Origin of the sequence: Virgibacillus byunsanensis, from assembly GCF_042675965.1 — a bacterium.
Classification (GTDB): domain Bacteria; phylum Bacillota; class Bacilli; order Bacillales; family Amphibacillaceae; genus Virgibacillus_R; species Virgibacillus_R byunsanensis.
The window spans coordinates 110,525-131,720 of the sequence record NZ_JBHTKJ010000016.1; the positions used below are offsets into that span (position 1 = coordinate 110,525).

Below are 21,196 nucleotides of genomic sequence, written 5' to 3' on the forward strand. Positions count from 1 at the left end.
TACAAGTTATACTATTTTTTGTTACATGTATATACAAGTTTTGTTATCGATAATTGGAGGAGGTACTCTAGTGACTGAAAATATATATGCTCCACTCAGTGGTAAAGTCATACAACTGGAGAATGTTCCAGACCCTACATTTTCTCAAAAAATGATGGGGGATGGTCTTGCTATAGAACCGAGTAACGGAAAAGTTGTTGCTCCACTAGATGGGGAGATTGTACAAATTTTCCCTACCAAGCATGCGGTTGGTATTCAAAGTACATCAGGTATAGAGATTTTAATACACATAGGTTTAGAAACAGTATCCTTAGATGGTGAGGGTTTTGAGGCTCACGTGCAGCAAGGGGATCAGGTTAAAGCTGGTGATCCATTAGTTACGTTTGATTTAGAATTCATAAAAGAAAAGGCAGCAAGTCATATTACCCCAATCGTTGTAACGAACGGAGATGCACTTGAATCTTTTGTTCAAGCTTGTGATTCAACTGTTGTAGCAGGTGAATCAACTCTTTTTCAAGCAAAAATGAAGCATGAGGGATCATTAGAAGAATCAGAAGAAGAGAAAACAACATATAATGCTATGCAATATAGTGAAGAAGCAAATGCAATAGTAGCCGCTATTGGTGGAACAGATAATATTCATGCTGCCACACACTGTGTAACTCGACTTCGCTTTGCTTTGTCGGATGATGACAAGATTGATCAAGAAGCCATTGAAAAAATGGATATTGTCAAAGGCTCTTTCACAACCAATGGACAATATCAAATAGTTATTGGACAAGGTACAGTCGATAAAGTGTATGCAGCAATGGTTAACGATGCCGGAGTAGGTGAAGCATCTAAAGATGATGTGAAAGCTGCAAGTGGTAAAAAACAAAATCCATTACAGCAAGCAATTAAGGTTTTAGCAGACATATTTATCCCGATTCTTCCTGCAATTGTAACAGCGGGACTACTTATGGGAATAAACAATATTTTAGCAAATGAAGGTATTTTTGGAAGGAATGCACCAGCTGTAATTGAAATGTACCCACAATGGGCAGGAATAGCTGATATGATTAATATCATCGCAAACACTGCCTTCACCTTCTTACCAGCATTAATTGGTTGGTCTGCAGTGAAGCGGTTTGGTGGTAATGAAATACTCGGTGTAGTATTAGGGTTAATTCTTGTACACCCAGCATTACTCAATGCATTATGGTGCAGCAGTAGAAGAAGGTACCGTTCCGACATGGAATTTATTTGGTTTTGAAGTTAATAAAATTGGCTATCAAGGTCAAGTGTTGCCTGTTCTATTTGCATCATGGGTGTTAGCGAAAATTGAAATTTTCCATAGAAAACGTGTAATGGACTCCTTACAATTATTAGTAGTTGCACCAATTGCGTTATTAGTAACAGGATTTTTAACATTTATTATTATTGGACCAATCACTTTTGCGATTGGAAACGGTATTACAGATGCATTAGTGTCAGTATTTGACCAATTTGCGATTCTTGGTGGTCTTGTATACGGGGCAATATATGCACCACTTGTTATTACAGGAATGCATCATACATTCCTAGCAGTGGACCTTCAATTAATCGGGAGTACAGAAACAACATTCTTGTGGCCGATTTTAGCTCTATCTAATATCGCTCAAGGTTCAGCAGCATTTGCGATGATGTTAGTAGCAAGAGATGAAAAATTAAAAGGGTTGGCAGGGACATCCGGTATCTCTGCTTGGTTGGGTATAACAGAACCTGCATTATTTGGGGTTAACTTACGTTTTAGATATCCATTTATTGCTGCGGTCATAGGTTCCTCAATTGCCGGTGCATTTATAACGATGCAAAATGTATTAGCAACATCTATTGGTGTTGGAGGAGTACCAGGTATTTTTTCAATTGTACCATCAGGTTGGCTTGCCTTCTTTATTGGTATGTTAATCGTAATGATTGTACCATTTGTAATTACGTTCCTCATCGCAAGACATAAATTTAACCAAAAATAATACAACAAGTGTAATGAGGTGTTAGCAGTGAACGAAGCATGGTGGCAAAAAGCTGTTGTCTATCAAATCTATCCCAAAAGTTTCAACGATACAACAGGTAGTGGTACTGGAGACATTCAAGGTATTATCGAAAAGTTGGATTATATAAAAGAGCTAGGTGTCGACGTCATTTGGTTGACACCTGTATATCAATCACCGCAAAAAGATAATGGATATGATATTAGTGATTATTTTTCCATCGAGCCTGCGTATGGGACAATGGCTGATTTTGAAAAACTATTGGATGAAACGCACAAACGTAATATGAAGTTAATCATGGATCTCGTTATTAATCATACTTCTACTGAACACGTGTGGTTTCAAAAGGCTCTTACCAGTAAAGAAAATGAGTTTCGCGACTTTTACATTTGGAAAGATGCTAACGAAGGTGCTAAACCAAATAATTGGCAGTCGAAGTTTGGTGGATCAGCATGGCAATATGATCAGAAAACAGATCAATATTATTTGCATTTGTTTGACCCGACACAAGCAGATCTTAATTGGGAAAATGAGCAACTAAGAGAAAAATTATATGATATGATGCGATATTGGGCCAAAAAAGGAATTGATGGTTTTCGTTTAGATGTCATTAATTTAATTTCAAAAGATCAACGCTTTCCAATTGATGATACTGGTGATGGACGCAAATTTTATACAGATGGCCCATTGATTCATGACTATTTACACGAAATGAATCAGCAAGTTTTTTCAACGTTCAATATGATGACTGTTGGGGAAATGTCTTCAACAACGTTAGAGAACTGTGTGTTATATACAAAACCTGACAGCCAAGAGCTTGATATGACATTTCAATTTCACCATTTGAAGGTGGATTATCCAAATGGAGATAAATGGACTAAGGCCCCCTTTGATTTTGTGGAATTAAAGAAAATTTTATCCAGATGGCAAGTAGGTATGCATGAAGGAAATGGATGGAATGCACTTTTTTGGTGTAATCATGATCAACCGCGCGTTGTATCGCGTTTTGGTGATGATGGGAAGTATCATGATCAATCGGCAAAAATGCTAGCTACAACATTGCACATGATGAAAGGTACACCATATATTTATCAAGGTGAAGAAATCGGAATGACTAACCCTAAGTTCGCCAAGATAGAAGATTATCGTGATGTTGAATCATTAAATGCTTATGAAATACTTCGTGACGAAGGGAAAACGGAGCAGGAAATAATTGAGATATTACAGCAAAAATCTCGTGACAATGCTAGAACACCAATGCAGTGGAATGAAGAACAACATGCGGGGTTTACATCTAATACGCCTTGGATCCCAGTTGCAGGAAATTACGCTGAAATTAACGTCGAAAAAGTTTTACAAGAGCCAAACTCTATATTCAACCATTACCAACAGTTAATTAATTTACGTAAAAAGTATGATATTATTACGTATGGGGACTATCAATTACTTTTCGAAAATGACTCTCAGATTTTTGCATATACACGGAACTGGCAAAATGAGAAGATAATCGTTATAAGTAATTTTTATGCTGAAGTAGTTTCGGTTAATGTAAACTTGGGCAACGTAACAGAGGCGAATATTTTGTTATCAAATTATCCGGATTCAAATCAAACACCCGATCAATTGACATTAAGACCATATGAATCAATTGTGTATTATATTAAATAATGGGGTAACGTTATGCAAAAGAAATATTTAACGATCTATCATGATCTCGTTCATAAAATACAGTCTAATTTTTGGGACGGTTCAAAAATGCTTCCATCAGAAAACGATCTTACAACGATGTATGCGACCTCACGCGAGACAATCCGAAAAGCGCTTCATCAATTAGCGCAGGGTGGATTTATTCAGAAAGTTCGTGGTAAGGGATCTGTTATTATTGATGTAAATAAATTTGATTTCCCTGTTTCAGGGATTGTTAGCTTCAAGGAATTAGCAACAAATCTAGGTTTACATGCAAAAACAATCGTTAACGAGTTATCTGTCGTTAACGATGATCAGGATATTCAAACGAACTTGGATGTAACCGGTAGTAAACCGATTTGGAAAGTTGTACGTTTACGTGAAATTTCGGGTGAAAAAATAATTTTAGATAAAGATTATTTTAATCAACGCTATGTTCCTATGCTCACAAAAGAAATATGTGAGGATTCCATTTATCACTATTTAGAGAATGACTTGAATCTAAAAATCGGCTTTGCCCGAAAAGAGATTTTAGTTGAAAAGCCAACAGTAGAGGACCTGGAATTGATGGATTTAGAAGGTTTTTCTAATGTTGTTGTTATTAAAAGCCAAGTATACTTAGATGATACAACCCTATTTCAATATACGGAGTCCAGACATCGTCCTGATAAGTTTCGTTTTGTTGATTTTGCTAGACGAGTTCAAAATTAATAATAATCCGTTTTGTCTTCAGATAAAGCGGATTTTCTATATTTACTCATAGAGGAAGGTGAAATGATGTGGTTCGGTTTTTTAAACGAATTCGTTTTCTGTTTAAATTTCATAAATCCATCCCATTTTTAAAGGACTTCTTTATAACGAGGGAAGTAAGTATCGTTAAAAAAGTCTTATTTGTATTTTTGATTATGGGTTATATCATCTTTCCGTTCGATATTATCCCAGATTTTTTACTATTCTTTGGCATTTTGGATGATGCTACTGTTGCGATTTTACTATTGCAGCAAATGTTCAAAGCTGCACCAGATGCATTGAAAGAGAAACACAAACTACTTGAATGAAAATTTTGCATAATAAAAATGTGGATGCACCCTGTTTAGAATGTACCCACATTAATCATGATCGTTTGCTTTTCTTTTCATTTGGAATATATTTCGTAAAGTACGCAGCAAAAAATAAACTGACAAAAGATAACCCCCATGAAATAATACCGTTCCACCTGAAGTCGATCCTCAATCCTACTAATATTATAATTGCGCTTAAAATAAGGAAAAAAGTTGTTAAATACCGTTTCAACGTAACACCCCATTAATAAGGTACTCCATATATAATAGTGACATTATACTATATGTGTTCCTTATTAGTTATAACATAAAATGAGGTTTTTTTTAATACGTAAATTTTTGGTTAGGGTCATAAAAAAGTACCCCATACGTAGTTGAGACGTACAAGGTACTTTGGGAAACAACTATTTAATTAAATCAGGATTTTCACGTTTAGCTTCTTGTACACGTTGCTTACGGTAACCTCCTGCGATGTCTGCTTTTTTAAAATCTTTAGAGTAGTGCACTTCCTGAGCATCTGAAAGCTCTATGTTTTTAGTTGGTTGATATTGAGAATTTCTCATTATCTACTATCCTTTCATTTGAAGATTGTCTTTCTATAATGTGTATTCCCAGAATTTATTTTTTAAAACATTCTTTAATAAAAAAATAGTTATAGGTATACTTAAAATAGTTTAAACATTCAAACTTTAATGAGGTGAGCGTATGCGAGAAGTTGTGATTGTAGAAGGTTGTCGTACAGCTGTTGGTCGGAGAAAGGGAATGTTTGCCGGCTATCGACCAGACGAGTTAGCTGCTGTTATGCTGGATAATTTGGTAAATCGATCTGGTGTTACTAAATCAAGTGTAGAGGATGTTATTTTAGGTTGTGTTACGCAAGTAAACGAGCAAGGAGGGAATATCGCTAGAACAGCAGCACTAATTGCTGGGTTCCCTATGCATGTTCCTGGTGTGACTATTGATCGTCAGTGCGGATCAAGTCAACAGGCAGTTCATTTTGGAGCACAAGCAATTGCATCAGGTGATATGAACATAGTAATAGCTGGTGGAGTGGAGAACATGACACGTGCACCCATGTTTTCTAATATGCCTGATGTTAAACCTAGTGAAAAATTAACATCGAAATACGAGATTGTGAATCAAGGTATTTCAGCAGAAAAAATCGCTGATAAATGGGGGTTTTCTAGAGAGCAATTAGATAAATATGCGGTACAAAGTCATGAACGAGCATTTGCTGCAATTGAAGCGGGTCATTATGAGAAAGAAATAGTCCCTGTTGATATTATTTCAGAGGATGGGAGTTTTCAGACGGTAAAAGTTGATGAAGGTCCTCGTGAAAATACCACCTTAGAAGTGTTGGCTGACCTAAAAACGGTTTTTAAAGAAGGCGGAAAAATAACAGCTGGAAATGCAAGTCAAATGAGTGATGGTGCTAGTGCAGTGTTATTGATGTCGCGTGATAAAGCAGAGGAATTAGGATTAAAACCTAAAGCTAGAATAGTAGCAAGAACTGTCGTGGGTTCAGATCCTACACTAATGTTAACTGGACCAATTGAGGCTACCCGTAATGTTTTAAAAAAGGCTAACCTAACTATTGATCAAATGGACCGCTATGAAGTGAACGAAGCATTTGCGCCAGTTCCATTAGCTTGGCTAAATGATATTGGTGGTGATCCAAGTAAGCTTAATGTGAACGGTGGAGCTATTGCATTAGGGCATCCACTAGGGGCAACTGGGACAAAGCTATTAGTCTCTCTTATGCACGAACTGGAGCGGACAGATGGTCAATATGGTTTATTGGCGATTTGTGAAGGAATGGGCATGGCTAATGCAACGGTTATAGAACGATTATAATAAGCTGCTAAACTGGTAGAAATTATAAAAATTGATTGCCAAAAATATGGGATTATAAGCGAAATAAGTAAATTAGTTGTGGGTATTTATTCCTTAAAGTGATATGATAATACCAAATTCAAACATATATAAAGAGGGTATCTATCTATGAACTGGGGAAAATTAGTCAATTTTTTAAGTATTCTTATCCTTGGTATCTTTGTAGTAGCTTGTTCAGCTAACGAGGATACGAACGAATCAAATGATTCAACAAATGCAAATGAAGAAGAGCCAATCGAAGAAACGGAAGAAGAACAACAAGTACCGGAAAAACCAGAAAAAATCGAGCAGGAAATAACCGTATCTGCAATAGGTGATATGTTAATTCATAATAGTGTATATCAAGATGCCAACACAGGAAACGGTTATGATTTTACAACAATGCTTGAAGCAGTAAAACCAACTTTAAATGATACTACTCTCTCATTCGCTAATCAGGAAACGATGATAGGTGGAGATGCTTTAGGGTTGTCGTCGTACCCAACCTTTAATAGTCCTAAAGAAGTCGGAGATGCGTTAAAATGGGCAGGTGTAGATGTAGTTGCCTTAGCAAATAATCATACACTTGACCGCGGGGAAGAAGCGATTCAAAATGCGATTGATCATTGGGAAACCATTGATATGATGTATACGGGTGCTTACAAAGACCAAGAAGATCGAGAAAATATAAGGGTATATGAAACAGATGAGGGTATTTCCATTGCCTTTCTTGCATATACATATGGCACAAATGGGATCCCTGTTCCTGAGGGGAAGGATTATTTAGTTAATTTAATCGAACAAGAGATGATCGCAAGCGATATTGCCAGAGCAAAAGAGCAAGCGGACGTAGTTGCACTAAGCCTGCACTTTGGAAATGAATACGAGCGAATGCCAAGTGAGCAACAAAAAGAGCTTGTACAATTTGCAGCTGATCAAGGTGTACATGTTGTATTAGGTCATCATCCTCATGTTTTGCAGCCGGTTGACTGGGTGAGGGGCGAAGAAGGAAATAAAATGTTTGTAGCTTATTCATTAGGTAACTTTCTATCGGGTCAAGATGAATTCTACCGTCGAATCGGTGGAGTTGTGAAGTTTTCGATTAAGAAAACAATAGAAGGTGAAGAAGAAACAATTGAGGTTACTTCACCACAATTTATGCCGACATTTGTAGAATATGAAAACTGGAGAAATTATAAAGTAACGCCAATGTACCAACTTACAGACAGTGATCTTTCAGAAGCGGATAGACATTATCAAGAGATCAAGGATCATATGTCCCAATGGGTCCCAGAACTTGAGTTTATGGAAGAGTAAAAACGTACAGCTTTTCCTAAAAAAGAACAATATCCCCGGATAAGGACATTTTTAACAGTCTATTATTCGGGGCTTTATTTAGGGGCTGTATGTTACCGTACTCTAAATGTATATGAATTATAAGTGTTATTTGATATGATAACGTTATGCTAATTACAGGGATGGATGTAATAAAAAGGAGATCTTACATTATGGAATGGAAGAATATTTATCGTGGTATATTAATGGGAGCAAGCGATGTAATCCCTGGTGTGAGTGGTGGCACAATTGCTGTTGTATTAGGAATTTATGATCGACTTATTGCTGCTATTAATGGTTTTATCAGTAAGGATTGGAAAAAGCAATTGGGTTTTTTAATTCCTCTCGGCGTTGGAATTGTTATAGCTATATTCTCGTTAAGTCACTTAATAGATTGGTTATTTAAACATTATCCCGAGCCGTTGAAATTTTTCTTTTTAGGTCTGATTCTTGGTGTTTTACCTTATTTATTTCACCAGGCACAAGCGAGAAGTGCTTTTAAGGTTAAACATATTGTTATATTGATGATCGGAGCAGTTATGGTTGGTTCGATGATGTTTTTGAATGCTGAGGAAGGTACTGCAATCCAAACTAAAACAATGTCTACATATATACTGTTATTCTTCTCTGGTTTTATTGCTAGTGCTGCTATGGTTCTGCCTGGCATTAGTGGGTCATTTATGTTGTTGGTGATTGGTGTTTATCAAACTGTCATCACTGGTATAAGTGAGCTGCATCTGGATGTTATTGCTGTTACAGGTGTTGGGATTGTTCTTGGTATTGTTGTCATGAGTAAAATCATTAATTACTTTTTATCCAATTACCGAACTGGTACATTTGCAGTTGTTATTGGACTAGTTATTGGATCCATTTTTGTAGTATTCCCTGGATGGCCAGTAACGACTTCACTCGTTATAGCAAGTATCATAACGTTTGCATCAGGACTGTTTGCAGCATACATTCTCGGGAAAATAGAATATAAAGCCTAAACAAACTATAAGACAATCGTTGATAAAATCGGTACAATAGATATAGATACGATTAAAGGGGTGTTAAGGAATGGAACATATAAAGACAGAAGAGAAGTTTAATGAAATAATTGAAAGTGAAGAACCTGTTGTTATTAAGTTTTTCGCTGATTGGTGTCCTGATTGTAAACGGATGGACATGTTTATTGGTGACGTTATCGAAGAGTTTAATAATTATAACTGGTATCAGATCAATAGCGATGAAGTAAAAGGAATTGCTGAAAAATTTGAAGTAATGGGCATTCCAAGTATTTTAATTTTCCAAAATGGGGAGAAAAAAGCACATCAGCATAGTGCCTATACGAAATCTCCGGAGTCAGTTAGCGAATTTTTACAGCAACAATTAGGGTAAGGCAATATATTAATCAAACGTTTGATCAATGAAAAAAGCGGCCATTCATATTAGAATGACCGCTTTTTTCTATAGTTTATTTGTTACCTTTAATAGTCGTAATGCGTTTAATGTAACGAGTAAAGTTGCCCCCATATCAGCGAAAATGGCAATCCACAATGTTAGCCAGCCAGGTATTACGAGTAATAACGCGACTATTTTAATTCCAATGGCAAACGCTATATTCTGTTTAATAATGGCTAATGCTTTTCGACTTAACTTTACGGTAAATGGAAGCTTTTGCAGTTCATCTCCCATTAAAGCAACATCAGCAGTTTCCAACGCACTGTCCGTCCCTGCTGTACCCATCGCTATTCCGACATTTGATGCTGCTAATGCCGGAGTATCATTGATGCCGTCACCAACCATAGCAATTGTCTCGTGATCTTTTTGGTATTGCTTGATAAATTGTAGTTTATCTTCCGGCAAGAGACCTGCATTGGTATTGGTGACACCTAATTCTTTGCCGAGTGAAACAGCTGTTTTGGGATGATCACCAGTTAGCATAAACGAGTGTTTAATCCCTAAATTGTGTAGTGTTTTAATCACTGATTTACTTTCTGCTCTTGGTTCATCCCGTAGACCAATCAATAAGAAAACTTCTGTGTCTGTACCGCATAACATGACAGTCTTTCCTTCAGATTGAAGGTTCATTAGTTGTGATTTAATTCGTTGTGAGTTTGATTCCTCAAGTGTTTTCGTAAATAAATCGGCAGAACCAACATAAACCATTTTCCCATCGATTGTACCTTGAATTCCTTTGCCCTGAATAGTTGTAAATTGTTCTAGATTTAAATTAGAAAAGGATACGTTTTGTTCAGCGGTATAGTTTAAGATTGCTTTTGCTAATGGATGTTGTGATTTTGCCTCTAAAGCTGCAGCATAAGATAATACTTTATTATGATCCTCGGTAAAGTAACTAACATCCGTTACAACTGGTGTTCCGTTTGTTAAGGTTCCAGTTTTATCAAAAGCAATCGATTTAATGGAACCAATTTGCTCTAAATAGACGCCACCTTTAATTAAAACACCATTTCGTGCAGCATTCCCAATTGCGGTTACTATTGCAACTGGTGTGGAAATGACCAATGCACAAGGACAACCTACTACTAAAACAGCAAGCCCTTGATAAATCCATGTACTCCACGTACCACCGAGTAATGGAGGAATAACTGCGACTAATAAGGCGATAAGAATAATGACAGGTGTGTAGTAAGCCGCGAATCGATCAACAAACGCTTGTGAAGGCGCGCGTTCTGCTTGTGCTTCTTCCACTAAGTGAATGATTTTAGCGATAGTTGTATCGTCTGATTTTTTAGTAACTTCAATTTCCAAAAATCCATTTTGGTTTATCGTCCCAGCATATACCGGGTCATCTATATTTTTTTCAACTGGTATGGATTCCCCTGTAATGGGTGCCTGATCTATGGATGAAAGACCACTTACAATGTTTCCATCCATGGCGATTCGTTCTCCTGGTTTCACAAACATGATATCACCGATAACGATATTTTTAATCGCAACAGTCTGTTCAACACCATTTCGTTTTATTTGTGCTTCTTTAGGAGTCAGTTTCATCAATGATCGAATCGATGCCCTTGCTTTATCCATGGAATAAGATTCTAGTGCTTCACTGATTGCAAATAAAATGACCACAACAGCAGCCTCACCCCACTCACCGATAATCACAGCACCAGTTACTGCAATTGTCATTAGTGTTTTCATATCAAACTGTAGGCGTGTGAGATTCATAAAGCCTGCCCGGAAAAGAGTTAGCCCACCAGTCACTATAGCTAATGCAAAAAGCAGTGTAGGTATATAATGGTTTTCATCAAGTGCGTAGGAACCTGCAAATCCTAAGATGACAAATAATGTTGCTAATATAAGTCGGTCGTATCGGATGAAAAATGGCTCCTTTTTAGAAGGAGAGTCATCTTCGTTTGCTATTTTTATGTTATCAAATGATCCAGCCCGTTCAATCTGTTGAACAGATACCTGGCCATCAAGGGAAATTTTTGATGCTGCAAAATTCACCTCTGCATGGTTAACACCATTTATATTTTTTAAATTGCTTTCAAAGGTTTTGGCACAGTTGGTACATGACAAACCTTCTACTCTGTATGTTTGGTGATCTGGATTAGATGGCATAAGTTGGATGCTCCTTCATATGGCTGAATGCTTGTTGGATCAGCTGTTTTATATGATGATCTACTAAAGAGTAATACACTAATTTTCCTTCTTTTCGATAAGTTGCAATGCCAGTTTTGTGCAACTGTCTTAGATGGTGAGACGTTGTTGCAGTTGTTGCACCAATAATATTTGCTATATCACAAACGCAAAGTTCTTCTTCTAATAGCAGTGCATAAGCAATCTGTAATCTGTTTTGGTCTGCCAATAACTTATACATAGTAGCAACTGCAGAAAAAGGCTGATCAATTATTTGTTCCTTTACCCGGCTAACTCTATCTTCATGAATACATGTGACTTCACACATATCTTTTGCCATAAAAGTTCACCTCTTATATTCAAATGAGTACTTGATTATATTATATTCAAGTAGAGGTTTGAATGTCAATGGTTTTGGAATTTAGTTTAAGCAAATTAAGCTAAAACGAAGTGTAAATCATTACTTTTTTCTAGAATCAAAAGTCCATTTTCCAGCTGAATAGAATCCCTTTCTGTATCAATCATGTATATATGTTTGAATATTTCTTTTTCCTCTACACCAAAATTAACCGATCGCAAATGCTGTGAATTTATCAAACGTTCATCCTGTGGAACATTTTTAATAGAACCCCATTCAATTAAAAAAGGGAGAATCATATTATTGTTAACACTAGGAAAAAGCATTCTCCATTCAAGAGTCGAACCATCAGGTTTCTTTCTACTGCCTGGTATAGGGCCAATATAGTTTATATTGGATGCATGTAAATGAACCATATAGTCATCCATTTTAGTAGTTCGTAATGCGTATTGAATGGGCCCTTCAACATCCGTAGATAGTGCTGACACCAACTGTTGAATTAATGGGTTATCAGATGCTGAAGCTATATTCTTATCAAAAATTCCAATCCATTCTATATAGCTGTCATTACTGAAGTAGGCTAAGTAATTATATGTACCCCACTTTTCGTGCTTACCTCCTTGAATTGTATTGACATTATAGTTCTGTTCAAAATTTTGTGCAGCATGTGCTGGGTCTTTCGTAGCTATAACGATGTGATCAATTGCTAACATGGATTAACCTCCTCGTATGAAAATACCTTTTAATTTTCTTTATTAATAGTATAATGGTTGAAAATTTAGTTTTCATGGATAGGGGAAGATTAGGAATGCCAAACCCAATTTTAAAAGAATTTCCTCACGGGTTTTTAACAGAAAGATTATTAATCAGAATCCCACTAAAGGTATTATATAATGCTATTCAGGCGAGTAAAGAAGAGCTTAGTTTAATGTAACCACTAAAAAAGGATGTCAGATGACATAACGGGTTCCGTTACCTATCGCAAAACTTGAAATTACACTATTAAATGTACCTAAATTTGTATAACGAATTGCACCATATTTTGTAGAGACATTTGTAATTAAAATTAAAAAAATTTCAGTTCATTGAACTGAGATTTTTCTTATATTTATTTTCACCACTTCTTCAACTAAAGTCAGCAATAGGTAAGCATTTGAGGTTATCTCCAGCTTTTCCCCTGCTCCACACGGAGCGTGCTAGTTTCCCAGCACTCCGCGTTCCATCTAAAGATATGTACTAAATTATAAGTTCCTAGTTACTCATAGATCCCGAGATTATATACTTGGTTCCAGACCGCATTTCTGTCGGTATTGATTTATCTTCTGAGCCATTGGTTCATTGATTCCAAGATTATTTCTGAGCGAGTCAATCGTCGTTGTGTCTGTTTGATGGATGAATTTGTGTATCTCTTTGTGTAGGGTACGTAAATTGCTAAATTTATCGCTTCCTCCGAGATGTGTCGGAATGTAATGGTGGCAGTGAACTTCGCTAGCGGATAGAAACATGCCAGTAATTTCGCATTTCCCCATTTTCATACTATACCGACTTATTCGATTATCCATATACTCGACACTTCGTGTCGGGAGTTTAGATTTCATCATTTGTGAAATCTCCTGTTGAATATCTGAACGAAGCGTTTTATGTATCTTCTCTCTTCCGTATTAGTAAAAGGTGTGAGAGATTGGCTAAAGTTCATTGCATTTCTCGTTTTTACATTAGCAAGAGGAAATAAATACACATTTGCTACTTTAAATGTTTTGAAACCCAAACTATAAAACTTCCTATAAGTTGGTGGTGGGTTTGTAGGATGTTCATATTTCCCAGCAGGTTTCAGACGATTATATATAAATGCTTGCAACTCATAGGCAAGACGTGAGAACTCGTTATTAACATGTGTTGCTCGGTTAAAATAATTATAAATTCCTAAAACAAAACTATTAAAGAGAAGTGCATTTTGAGCAGTAGGCGAAGCCTTAATTCTTTGAATGTACTTTTTAGCTTCAAACTTGATTTTTCGCTTTTTGCCGGCTTTTATACCAGTATGTGCTACTCTCTTTTTTCCTTTTCGATTCGCACGAATCGTGAATCCTAAGAATTCAGATTCTCGTTTTCGCAGATTTATAACTTGTGATTTTTCTGGAGAAATATCTAATCTCAGACGTTGTTTTATATACATTCTTACAGCATGAAACCATCTCTGGGCAGTTTTCCAATCACGGCAAAGGATTTTAAAGTCGTCCGCATAGCGGACGAGGTATCCTTCTTTTAGTTTGGTTCGCTTTTTTGCTAAAAGCTCACCTTCTCGTGTTTTGTATGGTTTGTTAAGGGGGAAGAATTCCCACTGTTCAGCTACCCAATGATCTAAGTCGTTGAGTACAATATTTGAAAGTAATGTCGATAACAGTCCACCTTGCGGAGCCTTTGGTAGGAATACCTTCACCATCAATTTCAGCTTTTAACATTTTAGAAATACAAGCCAAAACCTTACGGTCATGGACTCCAATATTCCATAGTTGCTTGATTAACAAAGTGTGATTTATGTTATCGAAAAAGCCTTTTACATCAATATCAACTACATAATGTAGCGATGAATTATTTATAAGAAATTGTACTCTTGCCATTGCATGGTGTGTAGACCTAAGTGGTCTGAAGCCGTAGCTATGCTTATAAAACTTTGCATCAGCAATAGTTTCAAGAATTTGCCTAAAACATTGTTGTATAATTCTATCTATAATAGAAGGAATCCCAAGTGGTCTCAATTTACCATTTTCTTTTTCAATAAGCTTCCTTCTTACTTTCTTGGGATGATATTGCTTCAACTTGCTTCTAATTTCTTTAACAAGTTCATCCCTGGTTAGCTTTGTAATATCTTTAATGGTTTTTCCATCTGTACCAGGAGTGTTGGAACCTTTATTAGATTTTATTATCCGATAGGACAGTAAGATGTTTTCTCTTGATGTTATAATATCGTACAACTGTGAAAAGGACTTTTGTTTGGATGATTCATCATATAATTTTGTAAAAGCCTCGGTCATGCCGTAGTAATCCCAATATCGTAAAGATTGCACTGTGGCATCACTCCTTTAGGAGGTTTACTTCCAATGTGAAGGTGCGAAAATCCTGTTGGACCTCTATCCGTTCATAAGCGAAACAATTCACAAAACAGTTTGACAATTACCTATGCCGAAATAAGGCTACAAACAATACTTTCTATCAAGCGTATAGGTTAAGCAAAACTTGTTTATCCTAAAAGCTGAGGAGGTGTTATTATGGCACTAGATGTATTATGTGAAGTAAACAGTTGTGTTCACAATATTAAAAATGAAAACAAATGTGGAGCTAGTCAAATTTATGTTGTAAACCACAAGGAGAAAAATGCTTCAAACAGTGGTGATACAGATTGTAAAACTTTCGAACCTGCTGATCTTTAAGTTTTTTGTATGCGGCAATCATGACGGTGATTGTCGCATTCTTATTTCTATTATTGAAAATAATTATCATTATTATTCATTTTTATAAAATTTTTTATTTTTTAATTCAATAAATTCTATAAAATGAATTAAAAAATGATATTCATTTTAATGATATATCATGGAACGTGACAGCCAAATGGAATGGTTACCCTAACAAAACTTCAAAATTTTTATTTAAAAAATTAAATCTCTCATTTTCAATGTCAAATAGGGTAATGATTCCTTTATAGCAAACCTTTTCAAAGCAGTAAAAAAGCAAAGAACCTTTGTGTCCTTTGATTTTTTATATTAAAAAAAATAACTTATTTTTTAAGAAACCTGAACCTGATCAAGTTAAAGTATATTATATTACAAAGAACTTTAATGCGCAGTATATTACGCATTAAGCAAATGACGAAACTCTTATTCCACATTTACTGCTCACTATAGTTGAATAAGGATGCGATTCCTTCTTCAACTCTTGCACCCTTTAGTTTACGTAAAACATTTCACAATTATTGGAACTGTGTAAATAGATAAGACAAAAAAACATTTGGAGATTGTAACTAAGAAAAAAAGGAGTATAATCACTCCTTATTGGTTTTTCAATATGCGTTTAAAGTCTTTTATTTCACTTTCATGTTTCACAGACCTAGCTGCTAAAGTATCAATTATCCTTTGTTGGTCTTCTAATGTATCTTTAAGTTCAACTGTCTTTTCATCAATATGCTTCTCGACGCTTTCAAAATAAGGTCCAAGACCATTGATAAGATTATCTTTAATGCCCGAAACGTCTGACTTTAGCTCTTGCTGTCCTTCTTTAAGTTCTTTTAATTCATTGAGAATTATTTTTAAAGTTTCTTCCATTAAAATCACTCCGATTTCTTTTTTATATTATAACATGATTAAGTGATTTTGAACTATTTTATTCTTTCCTTCGAAATATCAGTCTACTACGCATTAAAGAAAAGACGATCTTCTTATTCCACATTATGCTTCTATAGTTGAAGAAGGAGTGCAATTCCTTATTCAAGGAAAGCACCCGTTAGTTAAAGAAGCCACCTAATAATTTCGTTGTTTTTCGAGAAACATATACAAGAGGTGATTTTATGGATAAAGAGAAATTAAAGCTCACATCGGCTGAGATAGGGACACTGTGGGGGGAATATGTAAATGGAACAGCCGTTGATATTATCAACAAATATATGCTATCCATCATTGAAGATGAAAAGATAAAATCGCTTTTTGAAGATGCGATTAAAACATTTACTAAACAGAAAAAACAAATAACTACTTTTATTGAAAACGAAGGATTTCCAATTCCCATTGGATTTACCGATTCAGACCTTAATACAGGGACAAAAAGATTATTTTCAGACATCTTCTGTTTGCATTATTTACACATTATGACCTTACATGGTTTATTAGGGCATACAACATCGCTTAGTTCATCTGTAAGAAAAGATTTACGAGATTTTTATGATTCTTGTGATAATGACGGAAAAAGAATGTACCATCAAACGATTGAATTATTACTAGGAAAAGGTCACTTCCAAAGGGACCCTTACTTTTATCCTGAAGCAAACCCTGAATTTGTTTCAGGTCAACAGTTTTTAGATGGCTTTTTTGGAGACCAACGACCTTTAGCTGCAACCGAAATTATCGCTCTTTCATTTAATATGAAAAAGAAGGTAACGGAAAAAACTCTTTCCATTGGTTTTAGTCAAGTGGCTCAATCAAAAGAGGTTAGAAAATTTTTAATGTCAGCACAGCAAGCATCGGACCAGCAGATTCAATTATTAGGTAAAATATTGCATCAAGATAATTTACCAATACCGATGTCTTGGGAATCAGAGGTGACAACTTCTCAAGATTCTCCTTTTTCAGATAAGTTAATGTTGTATCACATTGGATTCTTATTACAAGTTGCGCAAGCTTATCATGGAACAGGATTAGCATCAGCCATGCGAACAGACCTTGTAATGACTTATGAAAAAATCATATTGAAAAACCTCATGGTTACAAAAGAGTGGTTTAATTTGATGACTAAAAATAAATGGTTAGAACAACCACCACTTGCTCCTGATAGAAAGAAAATTGCAAAAGATAAATAATACGCTTTTATAATGCCTCGAGAATAAAGGGGCATTTTATTTTTAACTAAAATTCTTCTTAAGTTAAACTGCGGCGTTAGTGGAACAAGGATGGCAATTCCTTATTGAAGAAAAGCACCCGTTTATGGAGGATCACCAAAGACCTTATTAAAGTAAAAACCCGTTTCTTATTAGCTATTCTTGACTTTCATCTGTTTCATATGGAAGATTGTGACCAGCGAAAAAAGTGCCTCCTGATACATCTTTTACATTATTAATTACTATAAATGCATCACTATCTACTTCATTTATAATTTTTCTTAAATGTACAACGCTATTGTTTTTGACTACAATGTAAAGCATTTTATGCTCATTATTTTTATATATTCCTGAGCTATTTAAATATGTTGCACTCGAAGATAAGTCAGTCATAACTCTTCGGGCAATTTCTTTATTGTAAGGAGAAATAATGCTAAAGGCTTTTTTAGCATCGAAACCTCCTATGACATAGTCTGTTGCTATCTTACCGATAAAAAGACCAATGATTGTATAGAAGGTATTTAGGATTCCTATGACAAAAACACCAGAAATAACGACAAGAATGTCAAGAATGAATGTAACCAAGACCACATTCCAATCATATTTCTTTTTTAAAACAAGAGCGATAGTTGACGCCCCTCCTATAGAACTTCCTGCATAAAGAATTAAAGCAAATCCTACACCCATAAAAAGGCCGTAAAAAATAGCACCCACTAATGGGTCCCCTAATGGTTGACCATACGATTCTAGTAAAAAGGTAAAAAAAGAAAATAAAAGTACTGTTACTGTGCTCTTTATAAGCACAGATTTAGCCAAATATTTATAACTAACAAGTAAAATGATAATAAAACCTAAGAAATTTACTATGGAAGGTGGAATAGAAAAAGCATGGTACAAGAGTAAAGATATACCGACTAGTCCACCGTCTGCAATTGAATTAGGCATTCCAAGGAAAGAGATGCTAATTGCTACAATTAAAGATCCAAATATTATATAAAAGATGTTTTTCATATCATGAGTAAGCCTCCTTAAAATTTTAACTATACATTAGCCTGAATTATTCACACCCACATATTAAATCTTACAACTATTCCAGTTTAACGGCACTCTTGAACATTAACGACAATCACACAATAAGTGAATGGAAAACAAATGAACAAGAGCCCGATTTTTGGTAATATTATAAGTGACAAAAAACTACCAAGGGGGCTCCTTCTCTTTTGCTCCTTCACTGGCAAAACGTGTGGATTCACTTTTTCCCATATCAGATGCCCCACCAGTAACGATTGCTACCTTATTTTTCTGTCCATTATTAATCTTCGTTTCACTAAATCATGATACATTTCTCTAAAATGAACAAAAAACCGATCTTATTCAATTAAATGGCCCGATTGTAGAACACGAGTTAAACAACACTCTTCAACAAACCTGCAGGTTAGTTTAAGTATGTTTCTTTACAATCACTGCATTTATTTTAACATAAATATTCAGAATACCTTGTAAAATCAAGCGAAAATAAAATAACTTCCAATTTATTGGTAAATTTATGTATGCCAATTTGTAGACAAATTGGCACTTTATATCTGAGTTTTGATACAATTTAATTAAGAATAGAAAAAAGCAGGTGGTAAGTATGGAAAAACCAGCTATACTCATCGTTGAAGATGAACAAAAGTTAAGTCGAGTATTGCAATTAGAACTTAATTATGAGAACTATAAAACGGAAGTTGCTAACAATGGCAAGGATGCTTTTCGTCTGATGGAAGAAAACGAGTGGGATTTAGTCTTACTGGATATTATGATTCCTAAATTAAGTGGACTAGAGGTTCTACGAAGAATAAGACGTACAGACAACTATACGCCAATTATTTTGTTGACTGCGAGAGATGAAATTCATGATAAAGTAAGCGGGTTGGACCTTGGTGCAAATGATTATATTACGAAACCTTTTCAAATAGAAGAGCTTCTGGCTCGTGTTAGAGTACACTTGAGAAAATCGGATGCTATGAAAGTAAAAGGGGAGGATCTTTCTGTAGGAGACTTGAAGGTTAACTTAAATAGCCATGAGGTAAAGCGTTCTGAACAAGAAATAGGATTAACCCCTAGAGAATTTGATTTACTTGTATGCTTGTTGAAAAATAAGAATATAGTCCTCTCCAGAGAGCAACTGATTGAACATGTTTGGGGATTTGGTTATTTTGGTGATACAAATGTTGTTGACGTCTATATTCGATATTTACGACAGAAAATTGATAAAGGATACGACAAAAATTATATCCAGACTGTTCGAGGAGTTGGATATACGATAAAGGACTAGTAAAATGAAACTACGCACAAAAATTCAGTTATTCTCCAGTTTATTTATGTTGATTTTGATTTTATTGGTTAATACGTCTATTTACTTCCTGTTTCATAAAGTTTCTGCTGATAGTGAACTAGACCAATTAGCCGCACAAACTAATACGATCATAGAAACGCTAAACTCAAATCCTGACATAGCTATAAATGAGCTTCTCCGAGCATATTTACCAACTGATGGCATGATAAGAGTAATGGATGAAGATGGAAATGCATTAACTGTTCTCACCAAACATAACGATTACACGAGTTTACCAGGTGAGTATACAACAACTGAGTCGCAGTCGATTATAGTGCGAGAAAATGGCTTGGAAGTTGCCGCTATCTCGAAACCATTAATATGGGAAAACGGAGAAATTGTAACATTACAGGTTTCCAATCATTTAGTAGCACTTAATGAAACCATGACAACCCTTTTTTACGTGTTGGTGATAGCGTCTGTTATTATGCTTATTCCAACCATAATTGCAGGAATATTATTAAGCAGATTTTTATTGCAGCCTATTAAAGCACTAATTCAAGCGATGAAAGAAAATACAAAACAAGCAAAGTGGAAAAAAATTAATGTTCAGAATCGTTCTCATGATGAACTATACGAAATGGAAAAAACATTTAATGAAATGATTGATTACTTAAAAGATAATTTTGAAAGGCAAGAGACATTTGTTTCTGATGCCTCACATGAATTAAGAACACCTATATCAATTGTGAAAAGTTATGGCGAACTTCTAAAACGGCAGGGAAAAGATAATCATGATCTATTTAATGAATCTGTGGAAGCCATCGATACGGAAGTTGAGCGTATGCAGAAACTTGTAGAACAAATGCTAACGCTTGCTAAAAATAAAACAACAGACGTGATTCAGGTTGTAGACCTTATTGCCCTAAGTGAGCACACAATTACTACATTTAGAGGTGCATATGCAAGAAAAATAAGTGTCGATAATCATGGCGACAGTTTGTTGGTTAACGGGAATAAAGATCAATTGCAACAAATTATCTATATACTAATTGATAATGCCATTAAATACAGTAGTGATGAAATTAGAATAAGTATCGCTCAACAAAAAAACAAAGCCATTATGAAGGTGACCGATTTTGGCCAAGGGATATCAAAAATAGATCATGCACGGATATTTGATCGTTTTTACCGAATAGATAAAGCAAGAAGCAGGGATACAGGTGGAACTGGTCTCGGTCTTGCCATTGCAAAATCAATTGCAGAAACACACCATGGCGACTTATGTGTAACGAGTAAATTGGGTGAGGGCTCAACATTTACGTTAAGTTTACCGATTGTGAGAGAAAGTTAAGGATTTTCTCATCAAATTCTAATCTTAATCACACT

At 35.4% G+C, this 21,196-nt stretch carries 18 protein-coding genes and 3 pseudogenes; 14 read left to right on the top strand and 7 right to left on the bottom strand.

Annotated elements, in window-relative coordinates; translation table 11 throughout:
• Positions 1-25: 25 nt before the first annotated feature.
• The 5 genes and pseudogenes from ACFQ3N_RS07870 to ACFQ3N_RS07890 all read left to right on the top strand — a co-directional run.
• Positions 26-391, top strand: a pseudogene (locus ACFQ3N_RS07870) (PTS sugar transporter subunit IIA); the annotation flags it as partial.
• 189 nt (positions 392-580) lie between these two features.
• Positions 581-1,991, top strand: a pseudogene (treP, locus tag ACFQ3N_RS07875) (PTS system trehalose-specific EIIBC component).
• A gap of 27 nt (positions 1,992-2,018) precedes the next feature.
• Positions 2,019-3,677 carry an alpha,alpha-phosphotrehalase gene (gene treC, locus ACFQ3N_RS07880; protein WP_390361187.1) on the top strand — a complete coding sequence of 553 codons (1,659 nt, stop codon included), beginning with the start codon at positions 2,019-2,021 and terminating at the stop codon, positions 3,675-3,677.
• A gap of 12 nt (positions 3,678-3,689) precedes the next feature.
• Positions 3,690-4,406: a trehalose operon repressor gene (gene treR / locus ACFQ3N_RS07885; RefSeq protein WP_390361189.1), complete on the top strand. Its 717-nt coding sequence runs from the start codon at positions 3,690-3,692 to the stop codon at positions 4,404-4,406.
• Positions 4,407-4,474: 68 nt separating this feature from the next.
• Positions 4,475-4,753: a YkvA family protein gene (locus ACFQ3N_RS07890; RefSeq protein ID WP_390361190.1), complete on the top strand. Its 279-nt coding sequence runs from the start codon at positions 4,475-4,477 to the stop codon at positions 4,751-4,753.
• Positions 4,754-5,160: 407 nt separating this feature from the next.
• Here ACFQ3N_RS07890 and ACFQ3N_RS07895 read toward each other — a convergent pair whose 3' ends face one another.
• Positions 5,161-5,319, bottom strand: coding sequence for a YfhE family protein (locus ACFQ3N_RS07895; protein WP_390361192.1), 159 nt, complete (start codon positions 5,317-5,319; stop codon positions 5,161-5,163).
• 142 nt (positions 5,320-5,461) lie between these two features.
• Between ACFQ3N_RS07895 and ACFQ3N_RS07900 the strand changes: the two genes are divergently transcribed.
• The 4 genes from ACFQ3N_RS07900 to ACFQ3N_RS07915 all read left to right on the top strand — a co-directional run bounded on the left by ACFQ3N_RS07900 (position 5,462) and on the right by ACFQ3N_RS07915 (position 9,343).
• Complete coding sequence (locus ACFQ3N_RS07900; RefSeq protein ID WP_390361194.1) at positions 5,462-6,610, top strand: thiolase family protein; 1,149 nt, start codon at positions 5,462-5,464, stop codon at positions 6,608-6,610.
• Between the two features lie 147 nt (positions 6,611-6,757).
• Entirely contained in the window at positions 6,758-7,945 is a 1,188-nt protein-coding gene (locus ACFQ3N_RS07905; protein WP_390361196.1) for a CapA family protein, read from the top strand.
• A 191-nt stretch (positions 7,946-8,136) separates the two neighbouring features.
• Positions 8,137-8,952, top strand: coding sequence for a DUF368 domain-containing protein (locus tag ACFQ3N_RS07910; RefSeq protein ID WP_390361198.1), 816 nt, complete (start codon positions 8,137-8,139; stop codon positions 8,950-8,952).
• 70 nt (positions 8,953-9,022) lie between these two features.
• Complete coding sequence (locus ACFQ3N_RS07915; RefSeq protein WP_390361200.1) at positions 9,023-9,343, top strand: thioredoxin family protein; 321 nt, start codon at positions 9,023-9,025, stop codon at positions 9,341-9,343.
• A gap of 69 nt (positions 9,344-9,412) precedes the next feature.
• On the opposite strand, the gene ACFQ3N_RS07920 is transcribed toward ACFQ3N_RS07915, so the two are convergent.
• The 3 genes from ACFQ3N_RS07920 to ACFQ3N_RS07930 all read right to left on the bottom strand — a co-directional run bounded on the left by ACFQ3N_RS07920 (position 9,413) and on the right by ACFQ3N_RS07930 (position 12,619).
• Positions 9,413-11,530 (bottom strand): heavy metal translocating P-type ATPase, encoded by a 2,118-nt coding sequence (locus ACFQ3N_RS07920; protein WP_390361202.1) that lies wholly within the window; start codon positions 11,528-11,530, stop codon positions 9,413-9,415.
• Positions 11,520-11,888: an ArsR/SmtB family transcription factor gene (locus ACFQ3N_RS07925; RefSeq protein ID WP_390361204.1), complete on the bottom strand. Its 369-nt coding sequence runs from the start codon at positions 11,886-11,888 to the stop codon at positions 11,520-11,522. Before ACFQ3N_RS07925 ends, ACFQ3N_RS07920 begins: the two co-directional genes overlap by 11 nt.
• A gap of 95 nt (positions 11,889-11,983) precedes the next feature.
• A complete protein-coding gene (locus ACFQ3N_RS07930) occupies positions 11,984-12,619 on the bottom strand; it encodes a VOC family protein (protein ID WP_390361205.1) in 636 nt (211 codons plus the stop codon).
• A gap of 95 nt (positions 12,620-12,714) precedes the next feature.
• Here ACFQ3N_RS07930 and ACFQ3N_RS07935 point away from each other — a divergent pair, with 95 nt between their 5' ends.
• Positions 12,715-12,840 carry a hypothetical protein gene (locus tag ACFQ3N_RS07935; protein ID WP_390361207.1) on the top strand — a complete coding sequence of 42 codons (126 nt, stop codon included), beginning with the start codon at positions 12,715-12,717 and terminating at the stop codon, positions 12,838-12,840.
• A gap of 340 nt (positions 12,841-13,180) precedes the next feature.
• Here ACFQ3N_RS07935 and ltrA read toward each other — a convergent pair.
• Positions 13,181-14,974, bottom strand: a pseudogene (gene ltrA / locus ACFQ3N_RS07940) (group II intron reverse transcriptase/maturase).
• Between the two features lie 201 nt (positions 14,975-15,175).
• On the opposite strand from ltrA, the gene ACFQ3N_RS07945 reads away from it, so the two are divergent.
• Positions 15,176-15,337, top strand: a complete 162-nt coding sequence (locus ACFQ3N_RS07945) for a DUF1540 domain-containing protein (protein ID WP_390361208.1) — start codon at positions 15,176-15,178, stop codon at positions 15,335-15,337.
• Between the two features lie 615 nt (positions 15,338-15,952).
• On the opposite strand, the gene ACFQ3N_RS07950 is transcribed toward ACFQ3N_RS07945, so the two are convergent.
• Complete coding sequence (locus ACFQ3N_RS07950) at positions 15,953-16,225, bottom strand: hypothetical protein (RefSeq protein ID WP_390361210.1); 273 nt, start codon at positions 16,223-16,225, stop codon at positions 15,953-15,955.
• A gap of 242 nt (positions 16,226-16,467) precedes the next feature.
• Here ACFQ3N_RS07950 and ACFQ3N_RS07955 point away from each other — a divergent pair, with 242 nt between their 5' ends.
• The gene (locus ACFQ3N_RS07955; RefSeq protein ID WP_390361212.1) at positions 16,468-17,472 is read left to right on the top strand and encodes a DUF3231 family protein; all 1,005 of its coding nucleotides are present in this window, start codon (positions 16,468-16,470) and stop codon (positions 17,470-17,472) included.
• A gap of 174 nt (positions 17,473-17,646) precedes the next feature.
• Here the strand turns inward: ACFQ3N_RS07955 and ACFQ3N_RS07960 are convergent, their stop codons facing one another.
• The gene (locus tag ACFQ3N_RS07960) at positions 17,647-18,501 is read right to left on the bottom strand and encodes a YitT family protein (RefSeq protein WP_390361214.1); all 855 of its coding nucleotides are present in this window, start codon (positions 18,499-18,501) and stop codon (positions 17,647-17,649) included.
• Positions 18,502-19,123: 622 nt separating this feature from the next.
• Here ACFQ3N_RS07960 and ACFQ3N_RS07965 point away from each other — a divergent pair.
• Positions 19,124-19,807: a response regulator transcription factor gene (locus ACFQ3N_RS07965; protein ID WP_390361216.1), complete on the top strand. Its 684-nt coding sequence runs from the start codon at positions 19,124-19,126 to the stop codon at positions 19,805-19,807.
• Positions 19,808-19,811: 4 nt separating this feature from the next.
• Positions 19,812-21,161: a HAMP domain-containing sensor histidine kinase gene (locus ACFQ3N_RS07970; RefSeq protein WP_390361218.1), complete on the top strand. Its 1,350-nt coding sequence runs from the start codon at positions 19,812-19,814 to the stop codon at positions 21,159-21,161.
• Positions 21,162-21,196 lie beyond the last annotated feature (35 nt).